General features: G+C 57.0%; 12 protein-coding genes. 3 read left to right on the top strand and 9 right to left on the bottom strand.

Annotated elements, in window-relative coordinates; translation table 11 throughout:
* Positions 1-6 precede the first annotated feature (6 nt).
* The gene (locus GM608_RS05445; RefSeq protein WP_333645169.1) at positions 7-1,056 is read left to right on the top strand and encodes a glycosyltransferase; all 1,050 of its coding nucleotides are present in this window, start codon (positions 7-9) and stop codon (positions 1,054-1,056) included.
* 44 nt (positions 1,057-1,100) lie between these two features.
* Positions 1,101-2,516 (top strand): glucoamylase family protein, encoded by a 1,416-nt coding sequence (locus GM608_RS05440; RefSeq protein WP_333645168.1) that lies wholly within the window; start codon positions 1,101-1,103, stop codon positions 2,514-2,516.
* A 9-nt stretch (positions 2,517-2,525) separates the two neighbouring features.
* On the opposite strand, the gene GM608_RS05435 is transcribed toward GM608_RS05440, so the two are convergent.
* Positions 2,526-3,095, bottom strand: a complete 570-nt coding sequence (locus GM608_RS05435; protein ID WP_081563259.1) for an isochorismatase family protein — start codon at positions 3,093-3,095, stop codon at positions 2,526-2,528.
* Positions 3,092-4,456: a hemolysin family protein gene (locus GM608_RS05430; protein ID WP_248460830.1), complete on the bottom strand. Its 1,365-nt coding sequence runs from the start codon at positions 4,454-4,456 to the stop codon at positions 3,092-3,094. Before GM608_RS05430 ends, GM608_RS05435 begins: the two co-directional genes overlap by 4 nt.
* Before the next feature lie 241 nt (positions 4,457-4,697).
* Between GM608_RS05430 and GM608_RS05425 the strand changes: the two genes are divergently transcribed.
* Positions 4,698-5,606, top strand: a complete 909-nt coding sequence (locus GM608_RS05425; RefSeq protein ID WP_086431481.1) for a glycosyltransferase — start codon at positions 4,698-4,700, stop codon at positions 5,604-5,606.
* A gap of 102 nt (positions 5,607-5,708) precedes the next feature.
* On the opposite strand, the gene GM608_RS05420 is transcribed toward GM608_RS05425, so the two are convergent.
* The 7 genes from GM608_RS05420 to ftsA form a co-directional block, all read right to left on the bottom strand.
* Entirely contained in the window at positions 5,709-7,040 is a 1,332-nt protein-coding gene (locus GM608_RS05420; RefSeq protein WP_333645167.1) for a hypothetical protein, read from the bottom strand.
* Between the two features lie 311 nt (positions 7,041-7,351).
* Positions 7,352-9,430 (bottom strand): NAD-dependent DNA ligase LigA, encoded by a 2,079-nt coding sequence (ligA, locus tag GM608_RS05415; RefSeq protein WP_333645165.1) that lies wholly within the window; start codon positions 9,428-9,430, stop codon positions 7,352-7,354.
* A complete protein-coding gene (recN, locus tag GM608_RS05410) occupies positions 9,427-11,163 on the bottom strand; it encodes a DNA repair protein RecN (protein ID WP_043559825.1) in 1,737 nt (578 codons plus the stop codon). Before recN ends, ligA begins: the two co-directional genes overlap by 4 nt.
* 215 nt (positions 11,164-11,378) lie before the next feature.
* Positions 11,379-12,401 carry an outer membrane protein assembly factor BamD gene (locus GM608_RS05405; protein ID WP_333645190.1) on the bottom strand — a complete coding sequence of 341 codons (1,023 nt, stop codon included), beginning with the start codon at positions 12,399-12,401 and terminating at the stop codon, positions 11,379-11,381.
* Positions 12,402-12,491: 90 nt separating this feature from the next.
* Positions 12,492-13,454 (bottom strand): UDP-3-O-acyl-N-acetylglucosamine deacetylase, encoded by a 963-nt coding sequence (lpxC, locus tag GM608_RS05400; protein WP_333645164.1) that lies wholly within the window; start codon positions 13,452-13,454, stop codon positions 12,492-12,494.
* Positions 13,455-13,572: 118 nt separating this feature from the next.
* Positions 13,573-15,030 carry a cell division protein FtsZ gene (ftsZ, locus tag GM608_RS05395; RefSeq protein ID WP_333645163.1) on the bottom strand — a complete coding sequence of 486 codons (1,458 nt, stop codon included), beginning with the start codon at positions 15,028-15,030 and terminating at the stop codon, positions 13,573-13,575.
* Between the two features lie 117 nt (positions 15,031-15,147).
* Positions 15,148-16,479 carry a cell division protein FtsA gene (gene ftsA, locus GM608_RS05390; protein ID WP_052349029.1) on the bottom strand — a complete coding sequence of 444 codons (1,332 nt, stop codon included), beginning with the start codon at positions 16,477-16,479 and terminating at the stop codon, positions 15,148-15,150.
* Position 16,480: the final 1 nt, after the last annotated feature.

Below are 16,480 nucleotides of genomic sequence, written 5' to 3'. Positions count from 1 at the left end.
GGCATCATGTTTGTTTCCCGCTACAATACTTATCTGGCCGTTATCGATCGTGAGATCGTACAGAAATTTTTATGCACCTATTACGAGGATGATGCCCCACCGGCTGCAACAGAAGACGATATTGAGGCTGCGGGGTTTGAGGTTCATCGGCAGGTTGTTACGCGCGTTGGATTTTACAGGAAGGGGCAGGGCTACCTTTCTGCCAGACCGGATCTGTCCAACGGGTACAGCAATGTCATGCAGGATCGTGAGACGTTTCGCCTGATTGATCCTTCAATCCTGCCACCTCCTGTGCCGGAAATGTCAGAAGAAGCCCACATTGCTCACAAAATCCACCAGATTGGCATTTTCCCCAAAGAACCGGGCGTCTATCCGGAAGCATTCATAGAGAACAGAAATAACATTGTCGCCCTGAATCAGAATTATACATTCTATTTCTGGTCGGAAGGTGGCTATTATGACATCGAGGAATTCATACAGAAGCACTATGGTGAGGAAATACTGAAATATTACAGGGCGATAAGTCCTGATTATCTGGCTGCCAGAGCTGACTTTTTCCGCTACCTGTGCCTGTACGCCATCGGTGGCGTGTATCTCGATCTAAAAACCGCCATGTCATATCCTTTGGACTTGGTCGTGAGGCCGGAAGACCGGTTTCTGCTGTCATTCTGGTGCCATGGTGCCCGTCCGCATACGGAAATCGAGCACATCCCGTATGGCGAGTACGAACAGTATTACATCATCTGTGCCGCGGGTCATCCGCTGATGCGCCGTATCATACAGCAGGTCCTGTGCAGTATTGCCCTCTACAAACGTCCCATTCATGGGACAGGGGCTTATGGCATCCTGCGGGTTACAGGGCCTCTGCTTTATTCAATGATCGTGCATGAATACCGTGACCGGTATGAAGATATTGTGAGGCAGATTCACAGTTTCTCCAACGGGATCGAATATACCATCTTTGATGATAACATGGCCCATCATGAACATGTGGGGAAGGATACGCATTACAGCCGGAGGGAGTCGAACATCATCAACTCCGAGATGCTGATCTGATCCCTGTGTGACGATGTGATGTAGAGGAGATGGTGCCCGTGACGATGTTTCAACCTGTGGGCCGTATTTCCAGAGGCCTGCGGATGCTGCTGGCCGGGATTGGCCTTTCTCTTTCATTTTGCGGTGGCGTGACGGGCGCCAGAGCCGATGATTACTCCCTGTCATCTCAGGACAGCATTTTCTTGAGTGATCTGGAGCATCGAACCTTCAACTGGTTCTGGGAGACGGCCAATCCCAGGAATGGTCTGGTGCCGGACCGTGCTCCCCTGCCACATGGGGCTGCCAGTATTGCCAGTGTAGGATTTGGTCTGACAGCTTATGGTATCGGGGTGGAGCGGGGTTATATCACACGGCAGCAGGCCGTGGAGCGGACCCTCCTGACCTTGCGGTTTCTGGCGGCGTTGCCACAGGGTGATGAGGCCAGGGGTATGGCAGGAACCCACGGCTTCTTCTATCATTTTCTGGACCCGGAGACGGGGCTGCGGGTGGCAGACTGGTCGGAGCTATCCAGCATAGATACGGCACTGCTGATGGGCGGTGTTCTGTTTGCACAGTCCTATTATGACAGGTCCGACAGGCAGGAAGCTGAAATCCGGACACTGGCCGAGACATTATACGGTCGGGTGGACTGGCAGTGGATGACCGGTGGCAAAAGCCCTTGGCTGAGCATGGGGTGGATGCCGCCGGGTCATTTCCTGTCTTCACAGTGGACAGGATATAATGAAGGGCTGATGCTGTACCTGCTGGCTCTTGGGTCTCCGACACATGCCCTGCCTGCTGAAACATGGGACCGCTGGACGGAAACTCACAAGGGGCAGCAGGGGAGTTTTTATGGGCGTGACCTGCTCAATTTTGCTCCCCTGTTCGGGCATCAGTATAGTGAATGTTGGGTAGATTTCCGCGATATTCTGGATAAGGCAAGTCGGCAGCGTGGTTATAACTACTTCCAGAACAGCCAGAGAGCGGTCTATGCACAGCGGGAGTATGCCCGCCAGAATCCGGGACATTGGAAGGATTATGGTTCAGACATCTGGGGGTTGACGGCTTCGGATGGACCGGGGGATGCCTACAGGGATGTTGATGGTCAGCGGCGCCATTTTCTGGCGTACAGCGCCCGTGGGGCCGGACGGGATTATGTGTTGGATGACGGCACGATTGCGCCTACGGCAGCAGGTGGGTCTGTAGCTTTTGCGCCAGAAATTGCCTTGCCGGCACTTCAGGCCATGAAGGCCCGATACGGCAGTCGGGTTTATAACCAGTACGGTTTTCTTGATGCATTCAATCCCAGTTTTTCTGATGGGAAGGACGGTTTCTGGGTTGATGGCCAGCAGCTGGGGATTGACCAGGGGCCCATCCTGCTGATGACCGAAAACCTTCGTAGCGGGCTGGTCTGGAATGTCATGAAGAAGAACCCGTTCCTGCAAAGGGGACTTCAGCAGGCAGGATTTGAAAAACGTTAGTCCGCCCTGTCAGACGAGTTTTATGGACTCTTCCAGCAGGGAGGAGGCTGATAGTGGCCTGATCCCTGCTGAGGCCTGCTGTATGATGAAGGTTTCAAATCCAGCCCGTACAGCATGACGGGCTGAGGCCAGAACGCAGACATCCAGCGCTACGCCGCACAGAAAAACCCGTGTGACGCCAAGGCCGTTCAGCAGGTCTGTCAGGCCAGTGCTGCGTCCGCTATCGTCATGAAAAGCAGAGTTTGAGTCCGCATCGGTTGCTGTTCCTTTGCGGATGATATGGGTAATGCGTCGCTGGTCCAGCCCCCCTACCAGAGCAGCGCCGTCTGTCCCGGCAATGCAATGGGCAGGCCATGGGCCGTTCTGCTCTTTGAAGGAACAATGGCCCATGGGGTGCCAATCCTGGGAAGCGACGACGGCCCTGAAATTCAGATGGCTGAGGCCATTGATGGCGTGCAGAAGGTCATGCCCGCCGGGAACGGGGAGGGCGCCGCCGGGCATGAAGTCATTCTGCATGTCGATGATCAGCAGTGCATCTTGGGCGCTTATGCCATGAGGCAGCAGGATGTGGCTGTTCATGCTTTGCCAGAGGGTTTCATACGGGTGACCAGAAGCTGGTTGATGCGGAAACGTTCGACATCCACCACCTCAAAACGGAAACCGGCCACCTCGACACGGTCTGCCTTGCGGGCCATACGGCGCAGACGATGGGTGATGAAACCGGCAATGGTGTCAAACTCGGAATTGTCATGGAAGAGGGGGATATCCAGCTCCCGGATAACATCCAGAATGGGAGCGGCTCCGTCGATGAGCCATGAATCAGCATCACGGCGGACGATGGCCTGCTCTTCAAAAGGATTGGCCAGTCCATCCATCAGGGCACCCATGATGTCTTTGTACGTGATCAGTCCGACAACCAGCCCATATTCATTGAAGATGAGTGCAAAACCGGCGCCATGCGTATCAAATTGGGCCAGTGTCTCCCACAGGTTCAGCGTATCGGGCAGGGAGAGGACATCCCGGCGCATGTTGAATATCTGTTTGGGAGGGGCCTTCTGCGGGTCGGTCAGTGTGGTGGGTTCATCAACAACAGCGACCAACACATCTTCCGCACGGATGGAGCCGACAACCCTGTCCAGCGATCCATCGCAGAACGGGTAACGGGAATAGGGGCGGACCCGCACCTTGTCGCGCTGGCTCTCCAGACTTTCATTGACATCCAGATAAACGATTTCGTCCCGAGGTGTCATTGCAGATGTCACGGAACGGTTTTGCAGGGCCATGACATTCTGGATCATCTGATGTTCCTGCTCCAGAAGAACGCCGGAGGCCGTGCCTGCGGCAAGAATGGCCCGGAGATCTTCTGGCGTGACGGCCTCTACCGTGGCCGTGGCCGGGATGCGCAGCAACCTCAGGATCAGGTCGGCAATATGGGAGAAAAGCCATACGGCTGGATAGAGGAGCTTGAGGATGAGGGCAGGGAACCAGCCTACGGCCAGAGCAATCCTGTCCGGTGCGTTCATGGCCGTGCGCTTTGGCAGAAGGTCAGCAAAGAGAACGAACAGCCCGGTGACAAGGATGAAGGAGCTGAAAGAGCCGACCTTGTCTGCCAGAGGTGCCGACAGGCCCAGATAGTGCAGGCCCTCGGCGAAAGGTTCACTCAGCAGGGCATCTCCCACCACACCGCCCAGAATACCGACGGCATTGAGGCAGATCTGTATGGCTGTCATGACCTGCCCGCTATTGCGTCGGAGGCGCAGAAAAGCACGGGCCCTTTTGTCGCCTTCTTCAGCCAGGGCACGCATGCGGGTTTCCCGTGCTGCGGCGAATGAGATTTCAGACAGGGAGATGAGAATGGAGACACCGATGAGTACGACCGTAACGAGGAGGCCGACAATCAGCATGATGAAGGGATGATGACTGGATGATGTGGTGGGCATGCGTTCTCTCTATGGCCACCCCGCCAGGGCCAAGGCGGCAATTATCGGCGGCATGATAATGCAGTTGGGGCAGGTTTCAATTGCTTTGTGTGAGGAGGATGGAAAATAAATTTATCATGCCGGGTTAGTAACGTTCAAAAATCCTGTCTTTTCTGCAGGGGGCAGACCATTTTGAGGAAGCATCTTGGAAATTATTACGAAACCCTTTATAAGATCGAAGGTTTGATTCAATGAGGTTGTGATGAGTACCTTTCCAATAGTTGTTTCATTTGACAAAAAATATTTGATACCGGCTCTTGTCACAATCAAGTCCATACTTGACCATTGCTCAGATACCAGCAGGATCGAGTTTTTTGTTTTATATCGGAATCTCGATACGACACTCATACGGCTCACAGAACAGGTTGTTGCCTCTTTTGGAAGCGTCATATCATTCATTGACTGTTCGTCTTTCATGGAAAGCCTGAATTTTGCCAATAATGAAAATCGGCCACTGGAGACTTATGTTCCTTTATTCATCCCGACGATTTTCAAGGGATATGAGAAGGTTCTGAGCATTGATGTTGACATGCTGGTGCGGGATGATGTGTTGAAAATCATCAACGAGATCCCTCAGAATAAAAAATTGGGAGGGGTTCGCTGTCTGATCCGTAATCATAGAAAATATGAAGATTTTGGAGATTTCAATAAATTCAGCCGTAACATGCTGGGAATAAACAACCCTTATTTTTATGTAAATAGCGGTCTCATTCTTTTCAATATGGACGCCATAACAGATGCAGATGCAGCCTACTGCATAGAGTGCATCAAGAAGAAATGGCTTTTTTATGATGAGTCAATACTCAATCATGTCTTTAAAGATTCTCTTCATCATTTCAGCCAGAGCTGGAACCTGTATGCAGAATATCTTCATACAAATTATCTTGAGTTTGAATATAGTATGCAGGAGCAGGTGAAGAAGGCGCAGGAGGATGCGTCAATTATCCATTATGTCGCTGATACCAAGCCCTGGGATCATCCGGCTCCTGACACGACTGATAAATACAGGCTGGAATATCGTGCCCTGGTGGCGGCGGTGAAGGATGAAATCAGGAATATCTTGCCCAGGACCATCTGTGGTGTCATGTGGAACAGGGTCGACAGAGCCTGACGGATGAATCCGGGGCTTATGTGAAGGGGAAAATTGGGGCGGTCCGGTCCGCAGGTATCTGTCAGTGTCCCGCCCCTCAGGGGTGGCGGGACACGGTTTTATTCAGGGCTGGCAGCCTAGCGTATCCATGTATTCTTTCATCCGTTCTACTTTCTCTTCTGAAGAGAAGCCCCAGAAATGAACGAGGCCCAGACGCCTGTTATGTGCAGGGCCCTGATAGGCGGTGAATGACGTCAGGGCATTGGAATTGACCCCGTTCGTCTTGATGGCCAGATAGTTATAGGCCTCCTGGTCGGCCCAGCCATTGAATGAGCGCCCGAATTTGAAGACCAGATTGGTAACCAGATGGCGGATCTCATTGATGAAACGGCGGATTGTATCACTTTCCGTATTGGGGAAAAGGATTGTTCCCCCGTTGATGCCTGGTGTGAAGCGCCCCGGAATATCATCCATCGAGAACAGGGAGGATCCCACTGGAATGTGGGATTGTATCGGATGGAATTCTTCAGCCGGCGAACATATCTTGCCGCTTGAAAGACCACGGATCAGCAGGGGTTCCAGAGGATTGTCTATGATGATGTCCGGGTCCAGATACAGGAGCGGCTGATAACCTGCAAAAGTTTCCTTGTCCGTTATTTCGTATTTGGAGCAGACAAAGGAAAGGAAGTCCTGTGGGTACAGGTTGTGAATGATGAGGTTATCCGTATATTCTTTTTTCCCTTTAAAAAGATTGTCTATGTAGGCTTGGTCCTTGTCTGTCATGAGGATGATCGGCCCGGTGAATTTCCCCATTTTCCGCAGTGAGACAACGCACATCTTGCATTGCTGCATGACGGATTCTTTATTGTAAGCCGTGATATAGACGGCAGGATTGTAGAAATAGAGCGTTTCACGCTTCCATCCGTCAAAATAGAGCGTGATGTTGTATTTGTTCCAGTATCTGAAAAGCTGATACCGCATGTCGACATCAAAATGGTTGATCTTCAGTTTGAAGACGTCAACGGCCTCGATGTCTTTCCCATCAATGATTGTCTGTGTTTTGGGAATGACCCACCTGTTGGTGAGGAGGTGCCTCAGTATGTCAATTTCTCTCTGCGAAAGCAGTAGGAAGCCTTCCCAGAAGGAGGGATGTTCCCTGGAAAAAGAAAGTGTATGACAGTCAAAGCACAGGAAAAGCCCGTTCTTGTCCCGCAGGTTCCAGACACGGACGTCAGAATTGAAGGTTATTTCGATATCGTCGACATGATAGGGGGCAATCTCTTCGCCCTGTGGGATGAATGTATAATTTGCGCCGACATCATCTTCGTGAAGTTCAAGAGCGAAAGCGTCGGTAGGGAAGTGGTCCTCCAGTTTGGAGCAATAAAGGGCTTTACTTGTGGCATCCTGTCGAACGATCTGGAAATCCCATGTTAGAAAATACCTTCTTTCACCCACTGTGTTAACCTCCGGAAACTCTTGGCGAAATTCCATATAGAAGGGACCTGTAGGAAAGTCTATCCATTTGATGTTATTTTAAATAAGTATTAGGCATAAATCATAAATAAGAAAATAACTTTTTCTTGAGTAAATAAAATACAAGAAATTGCCATGTAAGGCATTTTTCTCAATTTGATAAAAATTAAATAGATTTATAATAAAATAATTAATAGTTTAATAAAAATTTTAACTTTTTTCACTTCATATTTCACCGTTGTGGCAGGCTTTATTTTTATTGTACTTTGCAAGCCTGCCCCTTGATGTCTGCTTCAGTCTGTCTCGGCCAGCCCGACCATGCCGCGCCACTCCATTTCATCAAGCGTGCGAATGTTCAGCTCGTGGGCTTTTTTGGCTTTGGAGCCAGCTTTTTCTCCCAGTACGACCAGTGTCGTGCGACGGGAGACGCTGTCTGTCACCTGTGCGCCCAGACGTTCGGCAATGGCCTTGGCTTCGGCTCGGGACATGGTGGTGAGAGACCCCGTGAACACCATGACCTGACCAGCCAGAGGCGCTGGACCCTCGTCATCAGCATCAGGACCGGTCTCCTCGCTGATGGTCAGGGAGGGGGTGAGATCATCCAGCGCAGCCCGGTTATGTTCCTCATCGAAGAAGGCGGCAACTTCTTCAGCAATGGCAGGGCCGATGCCCATGATGGCACTCAGGGCGGTCCGTTCTTCGCTTTCGGGCCTGATGGCTGCCAGCATCGCCGTATGCCAGACGGGAAAGCTCTGGTAGTGGCGGGCCAGAAGCTGGGCATTGCGCTCGCCAATGCGCCGGATGCCGAGCGCGTAGATGAAGCGGGGGAGACTGATGGTCCGGCGGTCCTCAATGGCCTGAAGCAGGTTGTCGACCGACTGTGTCCCCCAGCCTTCCAGTTTCTGGAGGCGGTCCCGATGCTCGTGCAGGCGGAAAATGTCTCCCGGCCGCTGGACAAGCCCGAGGTCATGAAAACTGCGGATGCTGCGCTCTCCCAGCCCGTCAATGTCAAACGCTTTGCGGGAGACGAAATGGATGAGCCTTTCGACCGTCTGGGCCGGGCAGGTCAGGCCCCCGGAGCAGCGGCGGACCGCTTCATCGCCGATGCGTTCGGCATGGGCGTGGCAGACGGGGCAGTGATCGGGAAAATGGAAGGGGGCGGCCCGGTCCTGCCGGTCTGCATCCACGACGCCCAGTACCTGCGGGATGACATCCCCGGCCCGCTGGATGCGCACGAGGTCGCCGGGGCGGACATCCAGACGGCGGATTTCATCTTCATTATGCAGGGTGGCCCGGGATACGATGACACCGCCGACATTGATGGGTTCCAGATGCGCCACGGGGGTGAGGGCACCAGTCCGCCCCACCTGAATTTCAATCTCATTCAGTCGGGTGATGGCCTGTTCCGCCGGGAACTTCCATGCAATGGCCCAACGAGGGGCACGGCCTACAAAACCAAGGCGTGTCTGAAGGTCTATGGCGTCAATCTTGAAGACGATGCCATCAATGTCATAATCAAGGTCAGGCCGTTCCCTGGCCAGGGTCTCCACATAGGCAGGCACGTCACTGGCATGGTTTATGGCCCGGGAGAGTGGATTGACAGTGAATCCCCATGTTTTCAGCTGGTCCAGCCAGTCCGAATGGGTCTTGACGGTTATGCCGGTATTGTAACCCAGCCCGTAGGCGAACAGCCCCAGAGGGCGGCGGGCTGTGACAGAGGCGTCCAGCTGGCGGAGCGACCCGGCTGCGGCATTGCGTGGATTGGCAAAGGGCTTTTCGCCCCGCTCTTCCTGCTGTCTGTTGAGAGCCAGGAAGTCGGCCCGGCTCATGAAGATTTCGCCCCGGATTTCCAGCAGGTCAGGAAAAGGAGCGGGCAGGGTCTGGGGAATGGAGCTGATGGTCCGCACGTTGGCGGTGACATCCTCACCCGTCGTGCCATCGCCCCGGGTCGTGGCAACCGTCAGCTGGCCTTTTTCGTAGGTCAGGCTGATGGAAAGGCCGTCAATCTTGGGTTCGGCCACAAATTTCAGCCCGTCCGTCTGGGCCTCGTCAAGCCCGAGAAACCGGCCGATCCGGCTGACGAACTGGGTGAACTCCTCCTCGCTGAAGACGTTGTCCAGCGAGAGCATGGGGGCACGGTGCTTCACCTTGCCAAAGGCCGGATTGGGAGCAGCTCCGACCTGTGAGGAGACACCATCCCTGCGCTTCAGTTCCGGATGGCGGGCCTCCAGCATGATCAGCTCCAGCCGGGCATTGTCATACTCGGCATCGGAGACTTCGGGGTTGTCCTGTCCATGATAGGCCTCGTTCCAGCGGGCGATCTTTTCTTCCAGTTCGGCATGACGCTGGGCGGGGGTGGGGGTTCCGGTCATTTTTCTGCAGGTCCAAGAAGGCTGTCTGCCGCAGCACGGGCGGCATCGGTTACGGTGTCGCCAGCGAGCATGCGGGCCAGCTCCTCACGGCGTTCCTCATCTGTCAGCGGGGTGGCACTGGTCTGTGTCTGGTTGTTGACGACCTGCTTGGCAATGCGGAGCTGATGGTCTCCATAGGCCGCCACCTGCGGGCTGTGGGTGATGGCCAGCACCTGGACATCCCGTGCCACACGGTTCAGGCGTTCGCCAATGGCCGAGGCCGTGGCTCCGCCGACACCGGAATCCACTTCGTCGAAGACCAGCGTTGTGAGGGAGGAGCGGCCCGCCAGCACGACCTTGAGGGCCAGCATGAGGCGGGAGAGTTCCCCGCCGGATGCCACCTTGCCGAGCGGTCCCGGTGGCTGGCCGGGATTGGCGGCGATGAGGAAGGCCACCTGTTCCATGCCATGGCGGTTCCACTGCTCGGCAGGCAGAGGGGCCAGCTCGACGATGAAACGTGCCCGCTCCAGTTTGAGGGGGACCAGCTCGGCCATGACCCGTTTCTCGATCTGACGGGCGGCCTTGCTGCGGGCCGCACCCAGCTCCTGCGCAGCGGCTTCATAGGCGGCCCGGCTCTCACGGACCTGATCTTCCAGCCGGGCCAGGGCCTCTGCGCTGGAATCAATACTGGCCAGCCGCTGGTTCAGCGTCTCGAGGAAGGAGGGCAGTTCACTGACGCTGATCTTGTGCTTGCGGGCTTCGGCCCTCAGGGTGAAAAGCCGTTCTTCCGTCTCTTCCAGCAGGCGGAAATCTACCGTGGTATCGACGGCCAGACGGGAGAGCAGGGTTTCGGCCTCGGCCAGATATTCCTCGGCCTTTTCTAGGGCCGTAAGGGCTTCCTGTGCCTGTTCCTGCTGGGCGGAGGGTGTTTCCTGCTCCTCGCTCTGTGCCCGGTCCAGTGGGGAGGGAAGCAGCCGGGAAAGGGCACGGTTGGCCGAACGGAGGGCATTGGCCGGTGTGGACGTCCGGCGGTCCCGGGGGGTCAGTTCGGCAAGGGCGGCAGCAACGGCCTCGCCCCGGCGTTCATCCTGCTGGAGCCGGACCCGCAGGGCGGCAAGCTCGTCCTCCTCGCCTTCTCGGGGAGCAAGGGCAGTAAGGTCTTCCGTGATCTGCCGCAGCCAGTCTTCTTCCTTGCTGGCCTCTTCAACATCCTTCCGGGCCTTGTTCAGGCTGCGCAGGGCGTTCTGCCAGTCATCCCAGCAGCGGGCGACCTGCTGGCGGAGCTGCTGTGGCACACCAAAAGCATCCAGAAGGGTCTGGTGGGCACTCTGGTTTGCCAGTCCCATCTGCTCATGCTGGCCCTGTATCTCCACGAGCAGCGAGGCCACTTCCCGCAGGACACTGATGCCGATGGGCTGGTCGCAGATATAGGCACGGGAGCGCCCCTCTTTCGTGACGATCCGCCGCAATACCAGAGGTTCGCCTTCTTCGATGGAGGCGATGTCCTTGTTGTGAAGCAGGCCATAGACGGGATGCCCCTTGTGCAGCTCGAAAACGGCCGTCACGCTGCTCTGGGTCGCTCCAGCACGGATGATGCGGCTGCTGGTCCGCTCCCCCAGGGCGAGGCCGAGACTGTCCAGCAGGATGGACTTGCCAGCCCCGGTTTCTCCCGTCAGGGCTGTCAGACCACCATGGAAGGGGAGGTCCAGTTTTTCTATCAGAACGACATCACGGATGGAGAGATGTGTCAGCATGGGTGCAGCCTCCAGAACCGGCAGAAGCAGTCGGATTGGGCTTCTGTTGTGGTTTGCAGAAAATGCGGTGTCCGATAGTCAGAAAGAAACAGGCCCAGTGCAAGAGGCTGCACGGGCCGGACAAGGGCAAACGATGTGAAGTCGGAAGATTCCGGCTCCACATGCTGCTTTTCAGTAATGGTTACGGCATGCAGGTCACAATATCCCAGAGGGGGCTACCGTGTTTTCTTTCCGCCAGCCTGCTGGTTGGCGCCTGGGGCTGCCGTTGATGGTACCGGGGGAATCTCGACGGAGGCCACCGGCGCCGACTGTGTTGTGGACACAGGCTGCACGATGACGGAATCCGGGGAGACAGGTGCCTTGGCCTGCACAGGCGGTGCCACACCGTCACGGTGTTTTCTTGAGCGCCTCTCATGCTTTTTCTGGGCATGGGACGGCTTGGGCAGCTGCGGCGTGAGCTGATGGTTGTATTTCAGCTTGTTGTAGGCGAGGCGGTACCAGCGGCTGTCAGGCGCATTATAGCCGAGGACAGCTGCTGCCTGACGGGCTTCATCAGGCAATCCCAGGGCCAGATTGACCTCAACCAGACGTTCCAGCGCTTCCGGCACATGGTTGGTGGTCTGGAAGTCCTGGATGACCCGCTGGTAACGGCCATAAGCTGCCTGATAGTCTTTTTCCCGCTGATAGTAACGGCCCACATACATCTCCTTGCCGGCCAGATGGTCACGGCAGAGGTCGATCTTCAGCTGGGCATCCCGGGCGTAAGAGGTCTGGGGGAAGCGGGTGATGACTTCCTGAAGAGCATCCATGGCTTCCAGCGTGCCGAGCTGGTCACGGGACACATCACCGATCTGCTCATAATAGCACAGGCCCCGCAGATAGTAGGCGTAGGCAGCATCCGGACTTGTGGGGTGGAGCTGGAGATAGCGCTCCAGCTGCTGGACGGACAGCGCATACTCACCCTGAAGGTAGTAAGCGTAGCCTTCCATCAGTTCGGCACTGCCCGTATAGCCGGAATAGGGGAAATTCTGCTGGAGAAGCTCGAATTCACTGCTGGCCAGCTTGTAATGCCCGCCATGAAGAGCGTCGATCCCATAGTTGTAGAGGGTCTCGGCATCCGCCGTGCGTGGCAGCTTTGCCTGTATGTCGGCATCGGAGCTGGAGCAGCCCGAAAGAAGGGCAAGTCCGAGCAATGCCGGGGCCCCAAGGGCAGGGAGACGGAAACGGGATGGGATCATGTGGAATTTCAGGATGCTGCTGACCATGATTTTCTTATAGCATGGGAGTGTTCAGGGGAAAGGGGGTTCTTGCTCTCTGGCCTGATATTCTCAGCCGGGAGAGGGCATGACAGGCGGGCTGCCATCGGAGAACCGCCAGTTTTCGGTGGACGCAAAAAGAGCATGCAGAAGCTGGCTGTTCAGCGCATGGCCTGTCCTGTGTCCTTCAAAACGGGCTGAAAGCCGGAACCCGGTACAGTACAGGTCGCCTACCGTATCCAGCATCTTGTGGCGGACACATTCATTATCGAACCGTAGTCCGCCGGGGTTCAGGACACGATCATGCTGGATGACTAGCGCATTGTCGAGTGATCCGCCTAATGCCAGTCCCTGCGCCTGGAGGGCGTCAATATCCTGATGGTTTACGAAGGTCCGGCAGGGAGCGATTTCTTGGGCGAATGTCTCTTGGGACAAGACCATCTGGAACGACTGCTGCCCGATGGCAGGGGCGGGGAAGTCGATGTTGACGGAGAGGTCGAGTGTGTCGGCCTGATGGGCGGGGAGAAGGCTGGCATGAGCACCGTGCCGCCCTTCCACATGAACTGGGCGAAGCACTTCAATGCTGCGGCGGGGGGCCGCCTGGCCGCTGCGGCCAGCTTCCTCAAGAAGAGACATGAATCTTCTGGAGCATCCATCCAGAATGGGTAGTTCCGGCCCATCCAGCTGGATCAGAAGGTTGTCCACTTCACAGGCATGAAGAGCAGCCATGAGATGCTCTATGGTAGCGACTGTCAGCCCCGGTGTAAGGGGAGAAGCAGCCACCGTGGCCAGAGGGCTGGAAATGATGCAGTCATGCGTCAGGCGGAAGGCGGGGGTGTCTGCCATATCCAGCCGCTGGAGCCTGATGCCTGTATCCGGCGCTGCCGGGACAAGGCGGACCGTGGCAGGCCTGCCACTGTGGAGGCCCCACCCCTGGCAATGGACGGCCTGCTCCAGTGTGGTCTGTGCCTGCTGTAGGTGGACTGTATTCTGGAGGGGCGGCTGATGAAGCCGACAGCATGTGGTCTCTGGCATGAGGGCAGGTGCTCGGGCATGGGCGACCTTACCCGGTGAGGCAGGACGCTTTCCCCCATGGGGGAGGTGGATGAAGCCCCCTGCCCGCAGGGGAACCGGGGGCTTTAATCAGACCCGGTTACTTCGGGCCACGGCGCAGATAGGTGGGAATGCTCAGCTCGTCATCCTCGGCAGGTGGGGTGACGCTGTCATGCTGCGGTTTCCGATCATCAGTCGCAGCGTGTGTATCCCGGCGCTCCTGTTCTGGCGAAGGACGGGTACGGAAGAAGCGGCTGAACAGTCCCCCGCCCGTTTGCCCGGTCTCCTCCCGTGGGCGGATCGGCTCCGATACCGTGGGGGCAGAAGCCTGCTGGTGCGGGCCGAGATGAGGGTCGTAATTGGGAAGAGGCGATGCCTCCTCGGCTGGCTGGCCTGCTCCTTCGGGGGCAGGGTCGTGTTCCGGGGCTTCTTCGTTCTGCCCGGTGTCTCCCGCGGAGGCAGTTGGATGCTCTGTTGCCTGGCCCGTGTCCGGTGTGTGAGCCACGGTTTCAGCGGGGGCATGAGTCTGGACTTCGACCGGTTCCTCCTCGGAGGCTTCATGGCGTCTCCGGCCATTCAGCCCCGTGGCGATCACGGAAACCTGCACCTTGCCTTTCATGTTCTCATTGACGACGAAACCGCTGTTGATTTCTTCGTCTTCGCAGTTTGCCGTCTCACGGATGAGATTCATGATCTGGTTATAGGCCAGCAGGCTCATGTCCGGACCGAGCGTGACGTTGACAAGAAGTGCCCGTGCCCCGGCAATGGTGGTTTCCTCCAGCAGCGGGTTGGAAATGGCCCGCTCGGCGGCGGTGATGGCCCAGTCTTCACCATCTTCCTCGGCCGATGCCATGCCAATGCCCATCATGGCCTTGCCCATGCCACTCATGACGGTACGGACATCGGCAAAGTCAAGATTCTGATACCCGGCTTCCACCATCAGGTCCGTCACGCTGCGGACACCACTGTACAGGACGTCATCCGCCATGGCGAAGGCTTCGACCAGCGAGGTTGTCAGCGAGGCGCTGCCGAAGAGGTTCTGGTTGGGGATGACCAGCAGCGTGTCCACGTATTTTTCCAGCTCGGCAATACCGGCTGCGGCAGCCCGGCTACGGCGGGAGCCTTCAAAATCGAAGGGTTTGGAGACGACGCCGATTGTCAGGGCACCGACTTCATGGGCGATCCGTGCCACGACGGGGGCTGCTCCCGTGCCGGTGCCGCCACCCATTCCGGCCGTGACGAATACGAGATCAACCCCTTCCAGATGCTGGCGGATTTCATCTTCTACTTCTTCGGCTGACTGGCGGCCGACTTCCGGCTTGGCTCCGGCCCCCAGACCACGCGTGAGGGTCGGGCCGAGCTGGAGGCGCGTTTCAGCCTTGGAGAGAGCCAGCTGCTGGGCATCGGTGTTGGCGGCGATGAAAGTCACGCCACGCAGCTTGCCGTCGATCATGTTGTTGACGGCGTTGACCCCGCCACCACCAACCCCGATGACAGTGATGCGCGGGGGACTGACAGCACTAACACCAGGGGTCGTTGGGGTCAGGTTCAGTGACATAACGGTCTCGCTTCGGCCAGGGTGGACATCATAGATTGGTCTTTGGAAGACAGATTTACGGGCAGGGTAGCATCTGGAGAGAAATATGTAATGCTAAATATCGGGTATTGTGCCTGTTTATGACTTCCGGCGCAGGAAATTGGCAAAGCGCCAGGCAATGCCCCGTGGGGCTGCTTCATGTTCCGCAAGGCAGAAGCGGTCTCTGGCTCCGGCTGCCCAGGCCAGAAGACCGGCGGCGGTGGAGAATCCCGCCCATATGGAGGGATGATCCGATTCCGGCAGTCCCCGTATGGTGGCTGGAGACCGGACCTGCACAGGCCGGTTCAGGATCTCGGCAGCCACGGCATCAATGCCGTTCAGCAGGGCGCCGCCGCCCGTCAGGATGACACGTCCTTCCGCCGGGCGCCCGAGGCCGGCACCGTCCAGCTCGTAGCGGAGCATTTCCAGCGTTTCCTCGACACGGGGGGCGATGGCCCGGACCAGATCGGCCCGGGTGATCTGCCGGACAATGTTGCGATGTGAGACAGGCAGGGCGATGGGAATGGATGTGTCATCAGCCGAGGCATAGGCGACCCCGTAAAGGGTTTTGAGCCGTTCTGCTGTTTCAAGCTGGATGGACAGGGATTGAGCAATGTCCCGGGTGATGTGATCGCCGCCGACCCTGATATGCCGTGTATAGAGCACCCGCCCACGGGCGAAGACGGCAAGGGTTGTCGTGCCTGCTCCCATGTCAACGACGGTCACCCCGAGGTCACGCTCATCATGGTCCAGCACAGCAAGGCCGGAGGCAATGGGGTTGGACAGCAGGTCCACGGCCCGCAGCTCGGCCTTGCGCAGGACAGCATCCAGCGTGTGGAGGGCACTCGTCTGGGCATCCACGATGTGGAACTTGCCTACCAGTCTCTCGCAGCGCTGCCCGCAGGGGTTGAGGACCGTGAGGGTCTCATCGATATTGAAACCCAGCGGCATGGCCTGGACGATCCTGCGGTCATGCTCGGTTGCCTCGTGGCGGGCCTGCCCGTAGAGGTGGAGAATGTCGTCCTCGGTCACCTCACGTCCGTTGGAGGCCAGAAAGGTATCCACGTGATAGCTGCGGGGGGTTCCGCAGGCGAGATTGACGGTCACATCCCTGATGCGGCGGCTGATTTTCCGTTCGGCATCGCCCACTGTCGCCCGGATGACACGCTCCAGCTGGATGGTGTCCACGATGGCCCCGGAATTCACTCCTTCGGAGCGTCGCCAGCCCCAGCTCAGGACACGCAGACCACCATTTTTCAGTCCCTGGCCAATCAGGCAGGTGGTTTTGGTGGAGCCAATGTCCAGAACGGCCTTGAGCCCCGGCGTCCAGACAAAGCCCTGCTGTTCTTCTGACGGGAGAATGGGAAGAACGGCCCGCTTCTGCTGGGGAGCGGGCGGATAATGCCGGGACGGTGAAACGGAACGGGACATA

This window comes from Bombella sp. ESL0380 (assembly GCF_009725805.1).
Taxonomy (GTDB): domain Bacteria; phylum Pseudomonadota; class Alphaproteobacteria; order Acetobacterales; family Acetobacteraceae; genus Bombella; species Bombella apis.
Note: the sequence above shows the minus strand (reverse complement) of the source record. Positions and strands in the feature narration are given on the sequence as shown.

Coding starts and splice junctions, on each gene's coding strand:
- GM608_RS05445 (WP_333645169.1), top strand. CDS start 7: ATGTTTGTTTCCCGCTACAATACTTATCTGGCCGTTATCGATCGTGAG.
- ftsZ (WP_333645163.1), bottom strand. CDS start 15,030: ATGTCACTGAACCTGACCCCAACGACCCCTGGTGTTAGTGCTGTCAGT.
- recN (WP_043559825.1), bottom strand. CDS start 11,163: ATGCTGACACATCTCTCCATCCGTGATGTCGTTCTGATAGAAAAACTG.
- ftsA (WP_052349029.1), bottom strand. CDS start 16,479: ATGTCCCGTTCCGTTTCACCGTCCCGGCATTATCCGCCCGCTCCCCAG.
- GM608_RS05425 (WP_086431481.1), top strand. CDS start 4,698: ATGAGTACCTTTCCAATAGTTGTTTCATTTGACAAAAAATATTTGATA.
- GM608_RS05440 (WP_333645168.1), top strand. CDS start 1,101: ATGTTTCAACCTGTGGGCCGTATTTCCAGAGGCCTGCGGATGCTGCTG.
- GM608_RS05435 (WP_081563259.1), bottom strand. CDS start 3,095: ATGAACAGCCACATCCTGCTGCCTCATGGCATAAGCGCCCAAGATGCA.
- GM608_RS05405 (WP_333645190.1), bottom strand. CDS start 12,401: ATGATCCCATCCCGTTTCCGTCTCCCTGCCCTTGGGGCCCCGGCATTG.
- lpxC (WP_333645164.1), bottom strand. CDS start 13,454: ATGCCAGAGACCACATGCTGTCGGCTTCATCAGCCGCCCCTCCAGAAT.
- ligA (WP_333645165.1), bottom strand. CDS start 9,430: ATGACCGGAACCCCCACCCCCGCCCAGCGTCATGCCGAACTGGAAGAA.
- GM608_RS05430 (WP_248460830.1), bottom strand. CDS start 4,456: ATGCCCACCACATCATCCAGTCATCATCCCTTCATCATGCTGATTGTC.